This window comes from Paenibacillus cineris (genome assembly GCF_018333335.1).
Taxonomy (GTDB): Bacteria; Bacillota; Bacilli; order Paenibacillales; family Paenibacillaceae; genus Paenibacillus_AQ; species Paenibacillus_AQ favisporus.
On record NZ_BORU01000001.1, the window covers coordinates 3,487,902 to 3,509,149 of the forward strand.

Consider the following 21,248-nt stretch of genomic DNA (forward strand, 5'->3'; position numbering starts at 1 on the left):
TCGAAAGGCAAACGGATGGATGGTGCCTGAACCTAACCCACTCGCGCTTCTTCATACGCGTCTAATGCCGCCTGCACCGCTTCACCCGCCGGCAGCTTGACGCCGGCCCGGAGCAGTACCGCCTCCAGCGCACCCAGCAGGTGCAGGATATTCGTCTGCCTGCAGCTGTATCCCATGGTGCCGATCCGCCAAATCTGACCCGCGAGCGGCCCAAAGGAGCTGGCTATTTCGATGCCGAATTGGTGCAGCAGCATCGCACGTACCGTCTCCCCGTCTACGCCCTCCGGAATTTGCACGCAGGTCACCATCGGCAGCTTGGACAGCGGATCGCCGTACATGGACAGTCCCATCGAGGTCAGTCCAGCCATCAACGCGGATTCGTGCAGACGGTGCCGCTTGAAACGCGCCTCCAGTCCCTCGGCCAGCACCAGGCGAAGCCCTTCATGAAGCGCATACATCATGGAGGTCATCTCCGTATGATGGTTCAGCCGCTTGGGGCTCCAGTAATCCTGCAGCTGGGCCAAATCCAGATAATTGCTCTGGATAGGACTAGGCCCCGGCGGAGCCTCCCGTAACGGGAGGGAAGGGGCATTGCTGCGCAGTCCCCGCTCAATGCGTTTGCGGGCAACAATTTTCCGCTCTGCGCGGTCGTTATACGTTATCGGCGCCATGCCTGACGGAACGGACAGGCACTTTTGCGTGCCGCCGATGACCGCGTCGAGCTGCAATGCGTCCGAATCGACCGCCGTGCCGCCAATGGTTGCTACAGCGTCGACGATCAGCAGCGCGCCGTGGCGACGGCAGGCTTCGCCGATCCCAGCCAGCGGCTGCATCCGGCCTGTGGAAGTCTCCCCGTGCACCATGGCGACGACATCCGGCTGCTCGCGGCCGATGGCTTCGATCAATTCGGCAGGGTCGAACACAGTACCCCACGGCTTCTCCTGTGTAATAACCCTGCCGCCGCACCGCTCGGCGATTTCGTGCAGCAGATGGCCGAAACGCCCGTAGATCGGAACGAGCACCCGGTCCCCCGGCTCGATCAGGCTTGCCATCACAGCCTCAATCCCGGACCTCGACGTCCCGTCGACGGGATACGCCCACCGGTTGTCCGTGCGAAACAATTCGCGAAGCATTCCCATCGTTTCATTCATCAGCTCCGTAAATGCCGGATCGAATTGACCAAGAATCGGATAAGACATAGCCCGCAGCACGCGCGGGTCGGCTTCTACCGGCCCCGGCGTCATAATGATGCGCGAAATCGGCACAAATTCATTCCAGCTTCCTCCGGGTACCCTATTCATCATCCATCCACTCCTGTCGTATAGGCAAGCTCATGCAGGCAGGCAGCTAAAACTGCCGTTCCTTCCGCAAGGTGAGCCAGCTCCGTGTATTCCTCCTTGGCATGGCTGATCCCGCCCCGGCTCGGAACGAACAGCATGGCCGCGCGGCTGACGGCGGCCATCATTTGCGCGTCGTGTCCCGCGCCGCTGACCATGCGGAGGTACGGAAGCCCCGCCTCCATGCACAGCCGCTCGATCCGTCCCGCCAGCGTACCGTCCATCGGGACAGGCTCTGTCTTCAGCCAGCAGTCGGCCTTCACCTGCAGCTTTCTTGCGGCGGCTATCCGTTGGAACGTTTCAAGAGCAGACTCGCTGAACTCGTTCAGCATCCCACTCTCGGTATGGCGGATATCCAAGGAGAAGCGTACCTCACCGGGAATGACATTCGGAGTATTAGGCAAGGCTTCGATACGCCCGACGGTCGCTACCACTCCGTTACCGGCCTGCTTCGCCATTTCCTCCACCCGGACGATCATGTCGGCCGCTCCGGCCAGCGCATCGGCACGGTAGGACATCGGCGTCGTTCCCGCATGGTTGCTGTTGCCCGTCACCGCAATCCCGTACCGGCGCTGTCCGACGATCGATTCGACCACGCCGATTCGCCGTCCGGCTGCCTCCAGTACGACGCCCTGTTCGATGTGCAGCTCAACGTAATCGCCGATGTCCCTTCGGCGGCAGTCGGGTTGGCTCTCGTGTCCGAAGCCAGCCGCTTTCATGGCCTCATCCAGCGATACACCATCAGCGTCGTAAATTCCGGTTCCATCGCCGATCCGGTAGCGGCCGCCAATACTGCCCGAGCCCCAATACGTTAAGGGGAATCGGCTGCCTTCTTCCTCGCAGAAGGAGACCACTTCGAGCGTACGGACAGGCATCCCGAACCTCCGCTTCAAATAGGACAGCGCGGCGATACCGGCGGCGATTCCGCCGGCTCCGTCGTAGTCTCCGCCGGCGCGGACGGTATCCACGTGGGAGCCAGTCAGAACCACGGGTAGATCGGGACGGGTACCCGGCAGCCGGCCGTAGAGGTTCCCGACCCGGTCATAACGCACCTCCAGCCCCGCATCTGCCATGCGGCCGGCCAGCAGCCGCTGCGCCTCCTGCCAGGACGGCGAATACAGCAGCCGGGTGACGCCGCCACCGGGTTCGCGCCCGATCCGGCCCAGATCTTCCAGCAGACGCATCATATCGGCAAAAGCACCAGATTCAGCGGCAATATTCATGGAGCCACAACCTCCCCGCTGCGGCCGGCAGTGTGCGGCTTCAGCGGTGTCAGCCGCCGGCCGGCACCCGGACTTACGATTCCTCCCTCCGACGTGTAGACCAGGCGGCCCCGGCAGTAAGTCGCAGCTACGGAGCAGCTGAAAATCCTGCCGATATATGGGCTGTGCCGGTGGCGCTGCAGCAGATCCTCTCTGCGCAAGACGTGCGGAGACGATGGCTGAATCAGCACCAAGTCGGCATCCATTCCCACCTGAATTTTGCCTTTGCGGCGGCCAAGGCCAAATCTTCCGGCCGGACGTTCCGACAACAACTTCGAGAGTTGCGGAAGCGGAATTCCCCGCTTGATCCAACCTTCCTCCAGCATTAGCAGCAGGGTGCTCTGGGCACCGGCGATGCCGCCCCATGCTCCAAAGAAGCCGTCACCTTCGGTTACGGCCTTCATCGCTTCCGGGCAGGGTGAGTGGTCGGAAGCAATGAAATCAATCGCACCCGCCTTAAGACGTTCCCACATGCCTTCTATTAGAAAGGCCGAACGGAGCGGCGGCGCACATTTGGCCGCCGGTCCGATGCGGATCATATCCTCCTCGCTCAATGTCAGATAATGCGGGCAGGTTTCCAGCGTTACGTCAAGGCCCCGTAGTTTGGCATCCTGAATCAGATCCACCGCTTCGGGGCTGCTGATGTGAACGAAATGCAGGGGGCATTCCGTCTCTTCCGCAAGGGCAAGTGCGGAGGCTACCGCCTCGAATTCGGCTTCGACCGGGCGGGTCAACGCATAAGCTGCCGCATCGGTCCGCCCTGCGGCAAGGGCCTCGGCGGTCAGGCGTGACGTCATTTCGTCGCTTTCGGCATGCAGTGCAAGGAGGCCACCGAGACCGGCAATATGCCGCATCCCTTCCCTCAGTTCGTCCGCCCCTACTTCACGGAATCGTCCCTCCCCTTCCCCGCCGGGATTTGACATGAACGCCTTGAATGCGATGACGCCGGCATCGGCCAGCGCTCGCAGCTGGTCCATTCGCCCTGGCACCAGTCCGCCCCACAAGGCATAATCCACCGCCGACCGGCCTTGCGCCAATCGTTCTTTGTGCCGCAGCGCATCCAGCGTAACCGTCGGCGGGTTTCCGTTCAGCGGCATATCCGCGTACGCCGTGCAGCCGCCGGCCGCGAGCGCGGCAGAGCCCGTCTCAAACCCCTCCCAATGTCCAAAGTTTGGCTCATTGAGATGGACATGGATATCCACAACGCCGGCCATGACGATCTGGCCGTCCGCTTCTACGATTTTCGAAGCGGACATCCCCGAGATGCAGTCTTTGATTTCGGCGATCTTTCCATCGCGGATGGCGATATCCATCTTTGCGACTTCGTCCTCAAGCACGACGTTTCCGCCGCGTATGATCCATTCTTCGTGCGCATCCATGCTTCGCCCCCCCTTTTTCTATCAGCTTCCGCGGTACGTGCTGTACCCTCCCGGCGCCAGCAGCAGCGGAATATGGTAATTTTCATTGCCGTTAGACACCCTGAACCGGATCGGAACAAGGTCCAGAAACGAAATCCCGTCGGCCGCCGCCTGTTGACGGAAATAATCGCCGACCCAAAATGTCAGCTCGTATTCGCCCCCGGGTACCAAATCGCCGTCCCACAGCGGCTGCGAAAGACGCCCATCAGCTGCCGTTATACCGGATGCCAGCAGCCGTCCCCCTTCCGCATCCCGCCCCAGCAGCCGGAGTTCTACCTTAAGGCCGCATGCAGGCACCGCGCGGGACGTATCGAGCACATGTGTCGAAATCCGCCCGCTCATCCGGAACTGACGGCGCCTTCAGCCGGCTCCGGTGCGGCAATTAGATCTTCCCGGGTCATCGAAAAGCCCTGAAAGCCGAATGGCGGGCGCGGCTCGGTAAAGACCCCGGATGACAAGCCGTCCGCAGGTTCCACGACCGTCTCCCATGTCCGGTTGCTCGTTTCAAATCTGACCTCGGCCAGCTGCGGAAACCGGATCAGAATCCGCTGCCCGATCAACCAGATCAAATGCTGGATCGACGGGGTCGCAAATTCATAAAAGACGTTCTGGGCAATGTCTCGTATCTGCTGGACGGGCACATGCTTGCCTGCCTCCGGATGGATCGCATCCTGCGGGTCCTCATACCTCCAGCGGATATCGAGAAATATAAAGAGCGGCCGGTCATAGGCATCAGGCAGCGTCGTGTATTCATCGCGTATAAAGCCATAGAACGAGCTGCCGCTGACTTTGATCAGCTGCAGGTCCGACAGGCCACTCCACGCCTCGTCGAGATCATACCCCTCGGCGCCGCGCGCCAGTTTCATCTCCGCGGAGGCATGATCGTTGTAGGAACGCCTGTACACGAGACGGTTATCCAGAAACCCTCCGGGGCCCGGCACCGGCAGAGGAAGAAAGGGAATCCGGTTGGCCGACAGCCGCACGGTGTCGATATGGCTGTAAGTCTCCATAAACCGTACGGCCAAAAAATGCAGCAGCGCTTCCGTCGTCCCTCCTGCAAAGGTTGCAGCTTGGCGCAAAATAAAATTTTTCATGGAATCGGTGGCCACCAGCTGCGCATTGTCCCCGTCGGTGAACGAAGTCAGCAGAGCGTCACCGCTGACCGCAAAACGAATGTTATGGGCAAACAATATATTATCCTCCCCCACAAAGGGAGATTCTGGTATTGGGGCCGCTTCCAACGGCTCTGCGTAAGTCCTGTAAACAAGGACGTCTCCTTTTCCGTAATAAAGCGTGCGTCCGGAGTTTATTTTCAGCATGATTAGATCATCCTTTCTATTCCTGGCTGCGATCCGTTACGATCCGCTCCAGCCTGATTCGCGTAATTCGGGCAATCTCGCGCAGCGCTTGCGTCCATTCGCGCTCTGGATCATGATCCATTCTTTGCCGCATCGCTTGCTCGATGTCGTCTTTGGTGCATCCGGTTACGGCCATAATGAAAGGAAAACCGAATTTGCTTACATACTGTGCATTCATGGATGCAAAGGCTTCGTATTCCTCTCCGGTCAGCTGATCCAAACCCGCGCCCCGCTGCTCTTGAGCCGAAAATGCTGTGACTTGCATGCGCGTGGCAAGGTCGGGGTGCGCCTGAAGCAACGCCAGCACCTGGGACTCAGACGCCGCATACACCTGCTCCATCATCCGCTCGTGCAGCTCCGCAGCCGATGCGAACGGCCGCAGCTCCCATACCTGCTGTGCCACCCAAGGCGAATGCTCGAAGACGCCGCCCAGGTGCTGGACGAACGTTTCGGCCGTCCCTTCGTTCAGTTCGTTGATCGTGATCATATGCGCGCATCCTCCTTCCCTCCGGGACCGCGCCTTTCCCAGATGATCCGTTCCGATGCTCTCCGGACCGACCTTAGAATCGCCGCGTATCCCGTACAACGGCACAGATTGCCGGACAGCGCTTCCTCTACCTGCTCCGGCTCTGGATCGGGATGTTCATCAAGCAGCGCAATGACGGTCATGATCATTCCCGGCGTGCAGTAACCGCATTGAAAGCCCCCTTCCTCCAAAAAGGCCTGCTGTACGGGATGGAGTCCATCCCGTCCGATGCCTTCGATCGTCGTAATGGACCGGCCTTCCGCCTGATACGCAGGGATCAGGCAGCTGTTGACCGGCACGCCGTCCATATGCACCATACAGGCGCCGCACCGACCGATGTCGCATGACCGTTTCGTTCCGGTCATGCCCAAATCGTCGCGGAGAATGTCGAGGAGCCGTCTGGACGGCGATATGTTTAACGACACCCGCCCGCCATTGATCTCGCAGGTCCACGGCTTCAGCCGGATACGATCCTTTTCGGATTTCATACCGTCTCCCCCTTTCTCCCAAGGAAGGATGCATCTTGAAGCAAAGCCGGATTCGCAGGGAGTTTCTCCAGCCAAACTCCCGTCGCCTGCCGGACAGCCGCTGCGATGGCCGGCGCAAGCCCGACAGAGCCGATCTCGCCAACTCCTCTCGGTCCGTGCTCGTCGCCTTCCGGCAGATCCTCGATCGGCAGCACTACGACGGGACCAGCCAAGTCGGTTACGGTCGGAATGAGATAGGTGTCAAGGTTGCCGGTTTTGTATATCCCCTCCTCCATGACGGCATCCTCACTCAGCGTAAAGCCTAGCGCCATCCCGCTCCCTCCCTCGATTTGGCCGAGATAGCCCTGCGGGTTCATGACCGGGCCTGCAGCCACGGCATGGAACTGGTCCAGCAGTCGAATGCGCCCGGTCAACCGGTTCACCTCGATCCTGACACAAACCGCGGCATACGAATATAAATAGTGAGCTCCGATCCGCTCGGTAGGGGACACAGGGTATGCAAAGCTCGTTTCGGCACGGAGGGGATCCTTCCCGGCGGCGGCCAGTTCCTGGTACGTCATCACCCGCTTCTGCGTGTAAATGTCGTAAATACCTCCGTTACCGATCCGGAGACATTCCGCCGACACGCTCGCTGCTTCGGCAGCGGCGGCCAGCAGCCGTTCTGTAAACGGCTTCTGCATACGCTTCAGTGACTGCCACATCATGCTGGTCGCACGGGACGCAGTGCTGGAGCCGCTGTCCGGCACCGCATCGGTATCCCCGATGACGAGCCTGAGATCGGAAGCGTCCAGACCGTACATCTCGACCAGCATTTGCTCCAGCGTCGCGAGCAGTCCCTGTCCGCATTCTTCGAAACCGAACGCGACCTCCACCTTCCCGTCTTGCGTGAGCAGAAGCCGGCCGCCCGACGGGTCGGGAATGCCATAACCAAGGCCTGCACCATGCATGACGAAAGCAGCTCCGACGCCGGTCTGAATCCAGGGCGGCCGGTTCCCGCTTTCCGTGAGATGTTCCCGTTCCTGCCACAACCGTGATTCCTTCAAGGCATTCCATACTTTGAGTGCCCCGCCAGTCACCGAAATCGGCTGACCGAAGGGTCCGGTCCCGTCCGGCGGAAGCAGGTTGATGCGGCGGAATTCCCATGGGTCCATCCCGAGCGCCTCGGCGAGACGGTCCATCTGACCCTCCAGCGCAAACAGCGCCTGATTGCCGCCAAATCCCCGGAACTCGCCGGACATGCCGTTGTTTGTGAACACCGAGATGCTTACGGCATCAACGGCGCCGAAGGCATAAGAACCAACGGCATGCTCCGTCGCAAAGTTCAGCACCTCCGCACCCAGCGTGGCGTATGGGCCCGTATCGGCCAGAACCTTGACCTGATGGGCAAGGATACGTCCCGATGCGTCCGCGCCGGTTTTCATACGGATGGTCATCGGATGGCGCTTCAGGCCGGCCCGTACCGATTCCATGCGGGATTGGTGAATCTTCACCGGTTTGCCCGTCACCCTGGCGAGAAGCGCCCCGTACGGCTGGACGTTTAATTCGTCCTTCCCGCCGAAGGAGCCCCCGATCGGGCTGGACACGACCCGGATCGACTCCGGCGGAACCGCCAAAATCCGCGCCAGCTGCAGCCGGTCCATCAGGCCGTGCTGTGTGGGAGAGTAGACGGTAAGTCTCCCGTCTTCTCCCGGAACGAACAGCCCGCCTTCCGTTTCCATATAGGTGTGCATCTGGCGCGGCGTCCGGTAGGTCGCCTCCACGATATGAGTGCACATCCCGAACGCCTCGTCGGCATCGCCCCGGCGGTACTCGCTCCTGTGAAGCAGGTTGCCGTCCTGGTGAAGCTGCGGCGCACCTTCGGCCAAAGCTTCATCGGGCTCGGTAAGAGCCCGGAGCGGCTCGTAATCCACCTCGATCAGCTGAAGGGCGTATTCGGCGACTTCCGGCGTAGCCGCGGCGACGGCCGCCACGGCATCGCCCGTATACCGGACCCGGTCCTCGCAGAAGACCGGCTGATCGGCGCGGGCGATGCCGAAACGGTTCAGTCCGGGCACATCCTTCCAGGTCAGGACCGCCTCCACGCCGGGCAGCGCCAACGCCCGTTCCGTCCACACGGACCGGATGGCCGCATGCGGATAAGCCGCACGCAGCACCCGGCCGTATAGCATATCCGGCGCGCTCAGGTCCGTCAAATACTTGAGCTGCCCCGTCACTTTATCCGGGCCGTCCGGACGCACCCTCCAGCGCGTTCCGCTGCTGGATCGGTTCAGCATAGGGTCTCCCCTCCTTCGGATGCAGTCTGTTGAAGCAGCCGCCACAAATCTGCGGTGATCAGCGATGCTGCCGTCTTGCGGCGGTAGGATTCTCCGGCGAATATATCGCCAGCCGGTCTGTACTCATCCATGACCCGTTCATAAACGTCCGGAAGCCGGCACTGGTCTGCCTTGCTCCCTTCCAGCCATGCTTCAAGAGCGCCAAGGCGAGCTGGCTTTGCTTTCCCGCCGCCTGTCGCGATCTTCACCTGCCGGAAACAGCCGGCGGTATCGATTTCCGCAGACACTGCCGTCGTAACGAGCGACGGGGAGAAGGCTTCGCGTCTCCCTACTTTGTGGTAGACCGCGATCCGAGGCAGCGAAGGCAAGCCGCTATCGCTGCCCGATGCCTGTGGGATCCCGGTCACATCCGCCCTTGCAGGAAGCCTGATCGTCAGCAGGATCCGGTCCGGGTCCAAGGCATCAGCTGCACGAAGCTCCAGCCATTCCGTCAAAGGCAGCGGCGCCACGGGGCCGTGTTCATCCTGCCATTCCAGCTCTGCGTCGTAGAGGAGCAGCGCCGGCAGCACGTCTCCCACGCCGGAGCATACGTTACCTCCGAGCGTCGCCACGTTTCGTACGGACGACGCTGCCGTGCTGCGGATAGCTTCCCCTACCAAAGGATAAAGGTTCGCTAGGCTCGGATGTCTCCGGCATGTCCCGAGGGTTACCTGGGAACCGATGCACAATCCCCCGGCCTGCATGAACACCTCCCGTAAGCCGGTCACACGCTGCAGGTCGATCCAATGCGGGGAAACGCTCCGTGTTCCGGCTTCCCATTCCGTGCGGAGGAGTGTGCCGCCAGCGACATAGTCCGCTTGCTGACCAAAACGGCGTTTCAGCAAGTAGGCTTCCCGGGCATCTGCCGGATGCCATACAGTCGGTGCACTCATCACCGGGTTGAAGGTAGCATCCATGGCCATCTCTCCTTTGCAGTGTCTTGAATGCATCCTGGTGCTTAAATGGAATTGATTGGTTGGTTTTTCACAATATACGCCGCCACCGTGTTTGTGTAAATAAACTTAACTTCGATTTAGGAGTCATGCACAATCCGATTCATTTGCGTTGTGCCCGATGCCAAAATTGGGCATGACCCATCAAAATTATGTCATTATTTCTCACACGCAGGGAGATGCTGCTTCGTCTGAAGCGTCCATATTCGTTTTGCCTCCGCCCAATCTTCCGGCGTGTCGATATCCAGAACAAGCAAAGGATCGGCAGGGGCCAAGCGGAGCCCCTGAAAACGTGAAAAATCCAGAAGGCGCTTCGCCCCCTGATCCCCTTTCAGCCCGGCAGCCGCCTCAAACATCGTTGCCGACAGAACCGCGGGCGGCATCGCCTCCCTTCCCGCCTCGCTTATCACATAATCCAGCCCGGGAGCTGATCGCCACGCGTCGATCAGCTGCATCAGCCAAGCCGGCGATACGTACGGCTGGTCGGCCAACGCCACAAGCACAGCATCGGCGCCTGCATCGGAAGCAGCACGGATACCGCACTGCAGCGAGAGCGCCATGCCTTGATCCGCTTCCAGGCAGACAGCGACGACAATGCTAGGGCCGTCCGCTTGGTCTGCCGGGAGGCCGGCGTCCAGCCATACCAGCGGGTCTTCGGGATGAACGACTACGATCAACCCGCTCAGGCCGCTGTCCCGAAGTGCCGCCAAGCCGCTGCCGGCCAGATGCATACCTGGTGCAAGCTCCAAGGACTGCTTGCGGCAGCCCATTCTCCGGCTGCTTCCTGCCGCAAGGTATACGCCCATAATGCTCATGCATGCCGCCTCTCCCGAACAGCCGCCTCAGCGCCGCTCTTCCACTTCACAAGCCGGGCCGCGATGCTGACGGCGATTTCGGCGGCGCCTTCCGCGCCAATGGGAATACCTGCAGGAGCATCCACGAAGTCCGGGATCGGCAGCTCACCAAAGAGCAGCCCGATCCTCCGTGCAGAGCCGATGACGCCGACATACTCCGGCTGCAGCGGGAGAAGGCGCTGCAGCATCTCCCGGTCGCGGCGCAAATGATGGCCGGCAAGGACGACGTAATCGCGGATGCCGATGCACAGCTCCTCAACGATCCTGCCGGCATCGCCAACAACCGTTCGGGCCAGCGGGAACCGCTCCCTGCTGCACCAATCCTCGCGCCAATCCGCCACCGCTGTCGCAAATCCGATGGAGCGCGCCATCGCCTCCAGCGCCGCCGCTTCCTCCCCGGCGCCGAAAATGATAAGCCGGCGGCTCGGAGCCAGCCGGGTCGCATAGAAGAACACTCCCCGCCCTGCTACCGAATCCTGTATGGGGCCGTCTTCCTCCAGCCGGTAATCCATCTCCTGATCCGGGCGGAGTTCCCGAACGAGCCGGACAGCCGTCCCTTGTAGGACGATTTTGGCCGCTTCCAGAAGCACCGCAAGAAGACGGCCTTCGATCGGCTCCAGCAATATGACCAGCTCGCCTCCGCAGCCCATCTCCTCTCCCCAGATCGGGTCGACGCCAGGCTCGGTGTTATAACTCGCCCATTCGAACCGGCCGCGCTCGAGAATCCGGGGAACCCTTGCAGCGAGATCCGCTTCCAGACAGCCGGGGCTGATGCTGCCGATGCGGTGTCCATCCGCGGTCATCAGCATCATGGCTCCGGACTTGCGGTAAGCATGGCCGCGCACCGATACCAGGCTCGCAAGCACCGCCATCCCCTCTTCTTTCTGCACGTACCGGAGAATGCTTTCCGTCTCCATCCGAACTCCTCCTTACATGCATTTTCCTATAAATACAGTGATCCTGTTCCTTGAAGTAGGATTACAATCTACGGAGCAGCTTTTGCAAGGCCCGGTTCGCTCCGTCGAGTACCCGCGGCTTATCCAGGGTCAGCACCTGCCTGCCTTCCATCACAACATGACCGTCGATCATCACCATTTCAACATCCCCGCGGGTGGCGGCATAGACGACCCGTGAGAACCAATCCGTGTCAAAGGAAGGATAGACATGGTAATCTTCCAGGTCCAGCAAAATCAGGTCTGCAAGTTTTCCCGTCTCAATGCTTCCGATCTTCCGTTCCATGCCAAGCACTTCCGCTCCGCCAATCGTGGCCATTCGCAGCACGGTCCTCGCGTTCATTACCGTCGGGCCGTGCTCCACCTTCTGCATGTATGCGGATAATCTCATTTCCTGAAACATGTCAAGGTTGTTGTTGCACGGGGCTCCGTCCGCGCCGAGGCCGACCGGGATACCGCTTCGCATCAATTCCGGCACTTCTGCAATCCCGGATGCCAGCTTCAGGTTGGATCCCGGACAGTGGGTGACTTTGACGCCGCGCTCGCGGATGATCCGCTTTTCCTCGTCATCGAGCCAAATGCTGTGCGCGAGCACGAGATTCGGTCGGGCAAGGCCGATATGGTCCAGATAAATCACGTTCCGCATCCCCCGTTCGGCCTCGACCATGGCGATCTCGCCCCGGTTTTCCGACGCGTGCGTGTGCACCAGAACCCCGTAATGCTCTGCCAAATCCCGGACTTCGGTCAGCAGACGCTCGGTGCAGGAGACGACAAAACGCGGGCAGAACGCATAACGGATCCGCCCACCGGCAGCCCCGTCCCACACTTGCAGCAAATCGACGCTTTCCCGGAGGGAACGATCCGTATCCTCCTGCAGCGCCAGGGGCACCTCATCGCCGTGATCCATCATCACTTTGCCGGAGAACGCCCGAATGCCGCTTTCCTCGATCGCCTGAAAAGCCATAGAGGTATGGTGTACGGTCTCCATATCGAGAATGGTCGTCGTCCCGCTGCGGATGAGCTCTCCAAGGCCAAGCAGCGCCGAATAGTACACCGACTCCTCGTCATGCGCGGCTTCGAGCGGCCAAATTTTTTGTTTTAGCCAATCAATCAGCTCCAGGTCGTCGGCCCGTCCGCGAAAGAGCGTCTGGCATAAATGGATGTGCGTTTGCACAAAGCCGGGCAGCAATACTTTGCCCCCGGCTTCGATCACCCGGTCGGCTTCGCTCGGCGCGCCGGGTCCAATATGAGTAATGCGGTTGTCCTCAATCCGAACATCGCCATGGATAATTTCATCGGCCGGATTCATTGTCATGATGATGGCATTGCGTATGATCGTCGTTGTCAAAGGCGCTTCCCCCTTCTTGTACGGAAAGTCCGGGAGATGCCGCACGGATGCGCTTCTCCCGGACACGATTCTTCCTTCGCATTGCCCCGCTGCTCAGCCCATTTTCCCCGGATTCAGGAGGCCGAGCGGATCGTTATGCCTCTTACGTTCTTGCATGCCGGGTATAGCCCCGCGTCCACCATTGTCCAGCAGCCAGGTATGGGGATCATAAATTTCCACACCGATGGACCGGCAGGTGTCTATGATATGGTACAGCCGTTCTTCCGTGCTGTAGCGGACGACGGGCAGGCCGTTCGGCTGGAGTTTGCCCCTCGAGCGGATCCATTCAAAATGCAGCAGCATTTCGTCCCCGAACATCGATTTCAGCGTCCGGATCTGCTCCAAGTAGCAGTCCCGCTTGAAACCTGCTTGCAGGTAGGTATAAGCCGGATCACGCTTCAGCGCCCAGAGTGTCGTATGGTTCCAGGTAAAATCGGACAGCCCGATCGATTTGCGGTACTTCTCAGGGTCAATGACATAGCCGATTTCCCCGCCGAAAGCTGCGGCGAGTGCCGGCAGCGCTTCGGCGGCATGCCCGGCGATTTCGGTAAAAACCACCGATTTGCCGTATGCGATCACTTTTTCCAGCGGCTTGAAGAAGGAGGGAATCGGCCACTCCATCGGCGTGATCAGCCGTTTGGGGATGGCCGCTTCCTCCGCCAGCGCTTCCCCGAATCGGACCGCGTCTTCCAAGCGATCGAAGTTCACCACCACCTGTGCCCACTCGGTCCGGGGTGCCAAAGGAATGACCAGCTCGGTGACGATGCCCGTCGTCCCGTAGTTATGAATATAGTCCTTGAGATCCTCGCCATGGACTCGGAAAACCTGCGGCTCCTCTTCCATCGTCAGGACGGTCGCCTCCAGCACGTTGCCGTCCCACAGGTCACCCCAGGTAATCGACCCGACGCCCCCGGAGCCGCCGCACACAAACCCGCCGACCGTCGCCTTGGCGAAAGTGCTCGGGTAAATCCGCAGCTCCTGTCCCTGCTCCCGGGCCGTCTTCTCCAGGACGCCGAGCTTGACGCCGCACTGTACACGGGCATAGCCGCTGCCAATCTCCAAGATTTCGTTCATGCCGCTGAGGTCCAGCACCAGGCCGCCTTCGAGCGGGATCGCCTGTCCGTAGTTCCCGGTTCCCGCTCCGCGGACAGTGACGGGGATCCGATGCCGGTAAGCAATGCGCAGCGCTTCACGGATTTCATCGACTGTAGCTGGCACGAGAACGGCATCCGCTTTTTTGTCCTTCAGTTTTCCGCTCAGCACGGGGGAATACCAATAAAAATCCTTCGACAGCTTTTCGACCGCCGTTTCGTCGGTAAGCAGCCTCAGTGCGCTGAACGCTTCAGGCATTTCAGGCTTCCATACCATTGACATGAGAACCACCCGCTTTCTTTGTATTCACAGCTTACTCCATATAGAAGAACAATTTCGCGAGGACAATCTTTCGATTTCAAAAAACGGTGCTAATCCGTTCCTGAACGACCGGATTCCGCAAGGGAAGCAGGGAGCCGATCCGGCATTCGGCCGTATCCCCATCCTGGATGTCTACCGATCCCGGTGTCCCGGTCATGATGATGTCGCCGGGATAAAGGGTCATCATCCGCGAGAAATACGAGAGAATCAACCATGGGGAATAGATCATATCGGATACACTACTTCTGTACCGGACCGATCCGTTAAGCACGGTCTGTATATCCAGTGCATCCAGATCCCCGATTTCGTCCATGCTGACCAGCTCCGGTCCGAAACTGAAGAAGGTGTCGTAACTTTTCGAGCGGCCAAGAAACCGCGGGTTACGGGCGTGGATGTCCTGGGCAGTCATATCCAGCGTCGGAACGATGCCGGCAAGTACGTGCGGCGCCTCTTCGGGGCTGACGTGCTTGCAGGTCTTACCGATCACCAGGCCGATCTCCGCCTCGGCGGTAATGCGTCCGGCCCCGTCCGGAAGAAGAATGGCTTCGCCTGGGCCGATCATCGTGCTTGCCGGCTTCAAGAAGCAGATAGGCTCCTGCTCCGGCGGCACCACGGCCATATCTGCGGCCTTTTTCCGGAAATTCGCGCCAACGCCCCAGACATTGACCGCACCATGATACAAGGGGCCAAGATGTGCCTGCTCCAGGGGAACGGAGGGAATGGCGGTCAGCACCTCCTGCCCTCGTTCCCGCAGCCATCCGGACAGTGCCGCCGCCTCGCCGGTCCGCAGCAGTTCCAGAACGGTCGTCGGCCAAGCCGTTCCAAGCGATTCATTGATCCCGGTTAAGGGAAATACCCGATTGCCTGCAACGATGCCCGCGCTGCCTGGCCCGCTTCCCGCCAAAGTTACGAGCCTCATCGCTCGGCTCCCGCTTCCGCCTTGGCCCGGATATCGCTGAACTCGAATTCGCTCAGCTCACGAAACACCTCCGCTAGAATGTCGGTCACCCGTTCCTGAATGATGCTGCCTTTGGCTGCCGTCGCCTGGGTCGCATCGCCGCATATGCCGCTGTCGGAAATGTCCGCCATCCGCCAGGCGAAGCGTATTTTCCCCTCAAGGGTCAAAAATTTCTGCCCGGTCATGGACGGGGTTTCCGAGACGAGCCATTGATCCTGCACCCATCCCGGTTTGATGGCCTTCACGATCGACGTTTCGTAGTCCCCGCCATGAATGCCGTATTCCAGTTCATCGGCGGGCATGAGATCTTCCGCACCTCCCAGGGAGGAGGGCGATAAATAAAAGACGAGCATATCATGGCGAATGCGGATTTCCCGGGACACCACGTTCAGCAAGTCGGTATTGCCGCCATGCGTATTAAACAGCAGCAGCTTATGGAAACCGCTCAGCCGCAGGCTTTCCGCGATATCCAGGATCACGCTCTGCAGGGTCGTTGCCGACAGCGAAATGGTTCCCGGCAGGCCGAGATGCTCATTGCTTTTGCCGTACGAAACCGGCGGCAGCAGCCACACCCGCGCATCGGGCTTCAGCTTTTCGAGCGCCAGAGACACCGTAGCCTCCCCGATCAGCGTATCGGTCATGAGAGGCAGATGCGGTCCATGCTGTTCGATCGCGCCGACCGGCAGAATGACCAGCGTGCTTTCCTTGGGAAGTTCCTTGACCTGCTTGCTGGTCAGCCTTGGCAGGAATCTCTCCTCCCAGGCTGCTCCTTCGTATCGTGTAAACATCGGCATGTTCCTTTGCTATTGGATTTGGTTGATCACGGCCGCGGCCGCGGGCTTCATCGACGCCTCGATATCCGCTGCCCATCGAAGCAGCTTCAGGTCCTGGCCTCTGCCGGCAATAAGCGACAGCCCGACCGGCAGACCGTCCGTCTTTGCCAGCGGAAGTGTAACCTGTGGCAGCCCGCCCAGCCCGGCGATGCAGGATAGCTGCAGAATCCGCGTGCGCGTCATTTCAATTTCCTCGCCGGGCAGCCCGATCACGGGGGCTCCGCAAGGCGCTGTCGGGAGAACGAGCACGCCTTCGCTTCCGAGAAGCGCCTCAAGCCGGGCAGCAATCGCTTGCTGAAGCTGGCTCGCTTCCCGGTACGCTCCCTCGGTAATTGTGGCGGTCCAGGCAAATCTTTCGGCGATGCCGGGACCGAATCGGGGATGCTGCGCCGTGATCCATGCGCCATGGGCAGACCATATTTCGTACCCCTGAATCGTTCGGAAAATGCCGGCCCACGCCGCGAGTTCCCCGTCCGTCATATGGATGGATTCAAAAGCTCCAAGCGGTCCGAATGATTCAAGCGCACCGCGGAGCGACTCGGCGCAGCCGGGCTCGGCAGCTGCCCACGCTTCAACCGGCAGCATCATTCGGGCGAATTTCCCGCCGTCATCGAGCGGTTTCTCGAGAAGCACGCGGCCGACCTGCAGCAAGGTGCTTGCCCGGCGTGCCATCCAGCCGACCGTGTCAAAGGCCGGAGCCAGCGGGATGACGCCGTCCATGGGCACGCCGCCGTGCGTCGGGCGAAATCCGCAAATACCGCAAAAAGAGGAAGGAATCCGCACCGAACCGGCCGTATCGGTGCCAAGGCCAAAGTCCACTTCCCCGGAGGCAACGGCGGACGCCGAGCCGCTTGAGGAACCGCCGGGAATATGTCCTGGAGCGATAGGGTTCGGCGGCGTGCCGTAATGCACATTTTCCCCGTTCAGGCTGAACATCAGCTCATCGGTGTGAGTCATTCCATGAAGCTTTGCTCCGCTGCCGAGCAGACGTTCCACGGCGGCCGAATGCTTCACGGCAGGCTTGTGCGTGTTAAGCCAATCGGGATTGCCGGCAGCATTGGTGTGTCCTGCTACGGCAAACACGTCCTTTACGGCAAAGTTGAGCCCTTGAAGGAGACCGCCTTCCGCGTGTCTCGCCTCCGTTCCCAACCGAATCCACGGCGTGCATTCTGGCTGCATACGAGTTCCTCCAATCGTTATGAGTTCGCGGGAGCGGCCGCTCCCGGGAAAGCCGCTCCGCGCAGCACCGCCAAATCCTCCTCGTCCAGGCTTGCCGCCGGACCTGACTTGATTAAATCGGAAAACTTCTCGTCGGGCACCATAGTCGTCAGAACATAGAGCCTGCCCTCACCGGTATTTTTGACCTGATGGTTGTTGCCGGGCGGAACGACGAAGAACGATCCTGTGCGAATCCCGGTTTCTATATCGCCTACGATGGCAATCCCTTCTCCGGCCAGCACGTAAAAATACTCATACGCTCCGCTGTGCTCGTTCGGCGGCGTCTGTCCGCCGGCGTCGAAAATTTCCACAACGGACACGAACGGCACCTGCGTCCCGTCGCACAGCATGACAAACTTGTTGGAATCCTTGCTTGAAATTTTGCGTACCTCGCATTGCTCGAAATGCCCCAGAACCAGACCATCGATCATATCACTTCATCCCTTTCTTTTCGTGTGCAGGCCTGCAGCAGATCCTCGGAACCGGCAACAAAGCCATAGCACTGTTTGATATTGTATAAGGCCGCCTCCGCGCAGTAAGCCGGAGAACTTGTCGCGCAGCAGTCTTCCAGCAGAATGGCGTCATATCCGAGGCATACGGCGTCCTGAAGCGTATGCATCACGCACTGGTCAAGGTTGACGCCGGCAAACAGCAGCGTCTTCACGTCCAAATTGCGGAGAATGCTGTCCAGCGGCGTATCCCAAAAACCGCTGATACGGTATTTATCCACCCGGATATCCCCGGGCTCCGGTACCATCCGATCAATCAGCGCCGCGCCCCAGCTCCCCTGTTCCAGCACCTTCGAGCCTGTATCCGGCAGCGGGCTGCCGATCCCATGGCTGACACCGTCCGGATTATATACGTGGAGCACCGAAGGGCTTAGATTCATCCGGTCCTCCCGATTGCCCCAGTTGACCCACAGCACCGGAACCCCCTGTTCGCGAAGGGCCGGAAGCAGCCGCTGAAGCGGCTTGGCGGGAGCCAGCAGCGGGGCGGTATTGACTCCGATCGAGTCCAACCATCCGCCCGGGCTGCAAAAATCGTTCTGCATATCAATGATGACGATGGCGGTTTTGGCGAGATCCAGCGTGATCCGCTGCGGCAGCGCCGGCAGGGTCACGGTGACGAGCGGTTTGGGATCGCTCCTGGACAAATCGGCCAGCTCCTCCGACACGTTCCAGTAATTTTTCGAATTCCCCAGTCTGTGCATGGGAACCCCCCTCCTTTGCTGCAAACTTGCCGCTCGGTTTGGCGGATGCAGTTAGCCGGCGATGGCCGAGTCATGCCAAGAACGCAGAAGCCGGTTCGACAGGGCATTGATCAGCAGGAAAAAGACGATGCCGACCACGGCGGCCGACAAGCCGCAGGCGAACAAATACGCCGTCTGCATCCGCGTCGCCGCGACCGTAATCGCGTAACCGAGCCCGCCGTTCAGCCCGCCGATGCCTGCGATATACTCGCCGACGATGGCCCCGACGACCGACAGGGAGCAGGAGATTTTGAAGCCGGCCAAAATGTAGGGCAGCGCTGCCGGGAGTCTGAGCCTCCAGATCGTCTGCATCTTCGTGGCGTTGTACAGATAGAACAGATTTTTCATGTTCTGCTCGGTCGAGTTTAGCCCGATCAGCGTATTGGACAAAATCGGAAAGAAACTGATCAGAAAGGCGATAATAACGATGGCGTTCATGCCGGCCCCAAACCAGATGACGATAATGGGCGCAATCGCCACGATCGGGATCGTCTGCAAAATGATCGCGTAAGGATACACGCTCCGTTCGACCGTTTTGGACAGCGCAAGCAAAATCGCGACGGCCACGCCGAGAATGGCGCTAAGGGCAAATCCCAAGACCGCCTCCATGATGGTCGTGCTCACCGACACCACCAGATTGTGCCCGTTCTGCGACACCGCTTGAACGATATCGGACGGCTTGGGCAGCAAGTACTCCGGGGTGCCGGTCAGCCGCAGCACCATTTCCCATACAAAGACGACGAAGACGAATACGCTCAGCGGCGGTACGACCCGAGACACCATTTTCCCCCAGATGTGGCTGCCGCTGCCGACACTCCTCCTGACCATAGGCGCGGCCGGCGAAGCCTGTTTCGCCGCATCGGTAACCGCGCTCACTGCTGCTTTTTCCATGACCTCAACGACTCCTTTCGTAAGTGGCATGTTTCCATGCACCTCTAAATTTCCATTATCCAGGAAAGCAAGCACCGGTTTCTGCGAGCCTCAGTGATTCAGCACTTCGGTTATGCTGCGCACATATTTGCCGAACTCGGACGTGGTCCGGAATTCATCCGTACGCGGATAAGGCGCCTCAATCGGCACGATATCGGAAATCTTCCCCGGCCGCGGCGTCATGACGACAACCCGGGTGGATAGAAAAACCGCTTCGAACACGTTATGGGTAATGAAAAGTACGGTCATCTTCTGATCCTGGCGCCAAATGCCCAGCAGTTCATCCTGCAGCGTCTGGCGGGTGATTTCGTCCAGCGCCCCGAACGGTTCGTCCATCAGCAGCAGCTTCGGCCGGGCTATGAGCGCACGGGCGATCGACGCCCGCATCTTCATGCCTCCCGAGAGCTGTCTCGGCAGTACTTTCCGGTAATCCTTGAGCCCAACCAATTCCAGCACGCGTTCGCCTTCTTCGTTGCGAGCCTTTTTCGGAACGCCGCGGAGGGTCAGCGGCATCGTCACGTTGTCCAGAAGCTTCGCCCAAGGCAGCAGGGTGTGCTCCTGGAACACAAAAGCGATTTCGTTCTGCTTCCGCGCTTCGCGCGGCGTCGTACCGAGGACCGAAAGCTGGCCGGTCGACGGCTCGGTCAAGCCGGCAATCATGTTAAACATGGTCGATTTTCCGCATCCCGACGGTCCGACAAAACAGAGGAACTCACCCTCCCCCGCTTGCAGATTGACCTGCTGAACGGCAATCGTTCCATTCGGGTATACCTTGCCGATCTGGTCCATGCCGACCAAAAGCTCGGGAGCGCCGGGACTTCCGGGCGGCTGCGGATTTGCTGCGGTTTGCTGTGCTGTATACATTTCCAGCCCTCCTCTAATCCTTTATGTAATAATAAATAACATCTATGCCTATACCGCTCAATAAATATCCGTTGTTTTTGTGGTCAATTACAATAATGCGCAATTCTTTTGGGTTTATTTACGAAAGGGATGATCATTTATGTAACATTATCTAACACAAAAAGCCCGGAATTCATCCGGACTTTCATGAAATACCCCGGCGATCGATGCCATCCTCTGCCGTTACCGGTTATTTTAAAAAACTTTGGGCCTTTAGGGCCTCCCCGCACAGCGCCACGCGCCGTCCGAGCCGGCCGGCCATCACCAGTTCGCGTTCATCCGGTTTGAGGCTGCTGTCCGGACCCGCCAATGTGGAAGCTCCGTAAGGAGAGCAGCCGATCGGATCGGCGGTCAAGTATTCCGGATTTTCGGAATAGGGCAGCCCGACCATGATCATGCCGAAATGAAACAGCGGCACCATCGACGTTAGCACATTCGCTTCATGCCCGGTATGGATCGATCCGGTGCTCGTCAGCAGACCCGCCGGTTTGCCTTCCAGGCTCCCGTCGGCGCACAGGTCCCCGGCAAATTCCAGAAACAGTTTGACCTGCGCGGGCATGGAGCCGTAATACGTCGGAAATCCCCAGACGATGCCGTCCGCCCATCTTAAATCTTCGTTCGTGGCCACCGGTATGTCCTGCTGCCGGCGCATTGTTTCTTCGTATTTGGCGAAGCGGTCAACCGTCTTAAAACGGGTCTTCAGCTGCGAAGTTTCGCCTGACTCCCCGGTGGAGTGCTTATCCTGATAAGGGGTCCGGTTACGCTCTGATTCCAGCTCGGGAATGCGGCAGATGCGGACCTCGGCTCCCGTCCTTCGTGCTCCATCAGCGGCCGCCCGCGCCATGTCCAAAACATGGCCGTATGCGCTGTAATAAATCACCAATGTGCGGCTCATC

General features: G+C 59.7%; 21 protein-coding genes. All 21 read right to left on the reverse strand.

The features are described 5' to 3' along the window. Positions 1-32: 32 nt before the first annotated feature. The 21 genes from KI379_RS16185 to wrbA all read right to left on the reverse strand — a co-directional run bounded on the left by KI379_RS16185 (position 33) and on the right by wrbA (position 21,247). Positions 33-1,304 carry a pyridoxal-phosphate-dependent aminotransferase family protein gene (locus KI379_RS16185; RefSeq protein ID WP_280518758.1) on the reverse strand — a complete coding sequence of 424 codons (1,272 nt, stop codon included), beginning with the start codon at positions 1,302-1,304 and terminating at the stop codon, positions 33-35. Then, positions 1,301-2,560 carry a Zn-dependent hydrolase gene (locus KI379_RS16190; RefSeq protein ID WP_212984190.1) on the reverse strand — a complete coding sequence of 420 codons (1,260 nt, stop codon included), beginning with the start codon at positions 2,558-2,560 and terminating at the stop codon, positions 1,301-1,303. The genes KI379_RS16185 and KI379_RS16190 overlap by 4 nt, the downstream gene beginning before the upstream one ends. Further along, complete coding sequence (gene allB, locus KI379_RS16195; protein ID WP_212984191.1) at positions 2,557-3,978, reverse strand: allantoinase AllB; 1,422 nt, start codon at positions 3,976-3,978, stop codon at positions 2,557-2,559. Before allB ends, KI379_RS16190 begins: the two co-directional genes overlap by 4 nt. A gap of 21 nt (positions 3,979-3,999) precedes the next feature. After that, complete coding sequence (uraH, locus tag KI379_RS16200; RefSeq protein ID WP_212984192.1) at positions 4,000-4,359, reverse strand: hydroxyisourate hydrolase; 360 nt, start codon at positions 4,357-4,359, stop codon at positions 4,000-4,002. Then, the gene (gene pucL, locus KI379_RS16205) at positions 4,356-5,336 is read right to left on the reverse strand and encodes a factor-independent urate hydroxylase (protein WP_076171482.1); all 981 of its coding nucleotides are present in this window, start codon (positions 5,334-5,336) and stop codon (positions 4,356-4,358) included. The genes uraH and pucL overlap by 4 nt, the downstream gene beginning before the upstream one ends. A gap of 16 nt (positions 5,337-5,352) precedes the next feature. Next, positions 5,353-5,862 (reverse strand): 2-oxo-4-hydroxy-4-carboxy-5-ureidoimidazoline decarboxylase, encoded by a 510-nt coding sequence (gene uraD, locus KI379_RS16210; RefSeq protein WP_212984193.1) that lies wholly within the window; start codon positions 5,860-5,862, stop codon positions 5,353-5,355. Then, positions 5,859-6,389 (reverse strand): (2Fe-2S)-binding protein, encoded by a 531-nt coding sequence (locus KI379_RS16215; protein WP_212984194.1) that lies wholly within the window; start codon positions 6,387-6,389, stop codon positions 5,859-5,861. Before KI379_RS16215 ends, uraD begins: the two co-directional genes overlap by 4 nt. Continuing rightward, positions 6,386-8,662: a xanthine dehydrogenase subunit D gene (gene pucD / locus KI379_RS16220; protein ID WP_212984195.1), complete on the reverse strand. Its 2,277-nt coding sequence runs from the start codon at positions 8,660-8,662 to the stop codon at positions 6,386-6,388. Before pucD ends, KI379_RS16215 begins: the two co-directional genes overlap by 4 nt. Then, the gene (locus KI379_RS16225; RefSeq protein ID WP_212984196.1) at positions 8,656-9,618 is read right to left on the reverse strand and encodes an FAD binding domain-containing protein; all 963 of its coding nucleotides are present in this window, start codon (positions 9,616-9,618) and stop codon (positions 8,656-8,658) included. The genes pucD and KI379_RS16225 overlap by 7 nt, the downstream gene beginning before the upstream one ends. Positions 9,619-9,812: 194 nt before the next feature. Further along, a complete protein-coding gene (locus KI379_RS16230) occupies positions 9,813-10,469 on the reverse strand; it encodes a nucleotidyltransferase family protein (RefSeq protein WP_212984197.1) in 657 nt (218 codons plus the stop codon). Next, positions 10,466-11,425 carry an XdhC family protein gene (locus tag KI379_RS16235; RefSeq protein ID WP_212984198.1) on the reverse strand — a complete coding sequence of 320 codons (960 nt, stop codon included), beginning with the start codon at positions 11,423-11,425 and terminating at the stop codon, positions 10,466-10,468. Before KI379_RS16235 ends, KI379_RS16230 begins: the two co-directional genes overlap by 4 nt. 61 nt (positions 11,426-11,486) lie before the next feature. After that, the gene (locus tag KI379_RS16240; protein WP_145132402.1) at positions 11,487-12,809 is read right to left on the reverse strand and encodes a 5'-deoxyadenosine deaminase; all 1,323 of its coding nucleotides are present in this window, start codon (positions 12,807-12,809) and stop codon (positions 11,487-11,489) included. 93 nt (positions 12,810-12,902) lie between these two features. Next, a complete protein-coding gene (locus KI379_RS16245; protein WP_212984199.1) occupies positions 12,903-14,222 on the reverse strand; it encodes an FAD-binding oxidoreductase in 1,320 nt (439 codons plus the stop codon). Positions 14,223-14,298: 76 nt separating this feature from the next. Beyond that, positions 14,299-15,180, reverse strand: a complete 882-nt coding sequence (locus KI379_RS16250; protein WP_212984200.1) for a fumarylacetoacetate hydrolase family protein — start codon at positions 15,178-15,180, stop codon at positions 14,299-14,301. Then, a complete protein-coding gene (locus KI379_RS16255; RefSeq protein ID WP_212984201.1) occupies positions 15,177-16,007 on the reverse strand; it encodes a creatininase family protein in 831 nt (276 codons plus the stop codon). Before KI379_RS16255 ends, KI379_RS16250 begins: the two co-directional genes overlap by 4 nt. A gap of 15 nt (positions 16,008-16,022) precedes the next feature. Continuing rightward, a complete protein-coding gene (locus KI379_RS16260) occupies positions 16,023-17,231 on the reverse strand; it encodes an amidase (RefSeq protein ID WP_212984202.1) in 1,209 nt (402 codons plus the stop codon). Between the two features lie 17 nt (positions 17,232-17,248). After that, positions 17,249-17,701, reverse strand: coding sequence for a cupin domain-containing protein (locus tag KI379_RS16265; RefSeq protein WP_076171460.1), 453 nt, complete (start codon positions 17,699-17,701; stop codon positions 17,249-17,251). Beyond that, entirely contained in the window at positions 17,698-18,480 is a 783-nt protein-coding gene (locus tag KI379_RS16270; protein WP_212984203.1) for a cysteine hydrolase family protein, read from the reverse strand. Before KI379_RS16270 ends, KI379_RS16265 begins: the two co-directional genes overlap by 4 nt. A gap of 51 nt (positions 18,481-18,531) precedes the next feature. Continuing rightward, the gene (locus KI379_RS16275) at positions 18,532-19,410 is read right to left on the reverse strand and encodes an ABC transporter permease (RefSeq protein WP_212984204.1); all 879 of its coding nucleotides are present in this window, start codon (positions 19,408-19,410) and stop codon (positions 18,532-18,534) included. 90 nt (positions 19,411-19,500) lie between these two features. Continuing rightward, positions 19,501-20,313, reverse strand: a complete 813-nt coding sequence (locus tag KI379_RS16280) for an ABC transporter ATP-binding protein (RefSeq protein ID WP_212984205.1) — start codon at positions 20,311-20,313, stop codon at positions 19,501-19,503. Positions 20,314-20,542: 229 nt separating this feature from the next. Continuing rightward, entirely contained in the window at positions 20,543-21,247 is a 705-nt protein-coding gene (gene wrbA, locus KI379_RS16285; RefSeq protein ID WP_212984206.1) for an NAD(P)H:quinone oxidoreductase type IV, read from the reverse strand. Position 21,248: the final 1 nt, after the last annotated feature.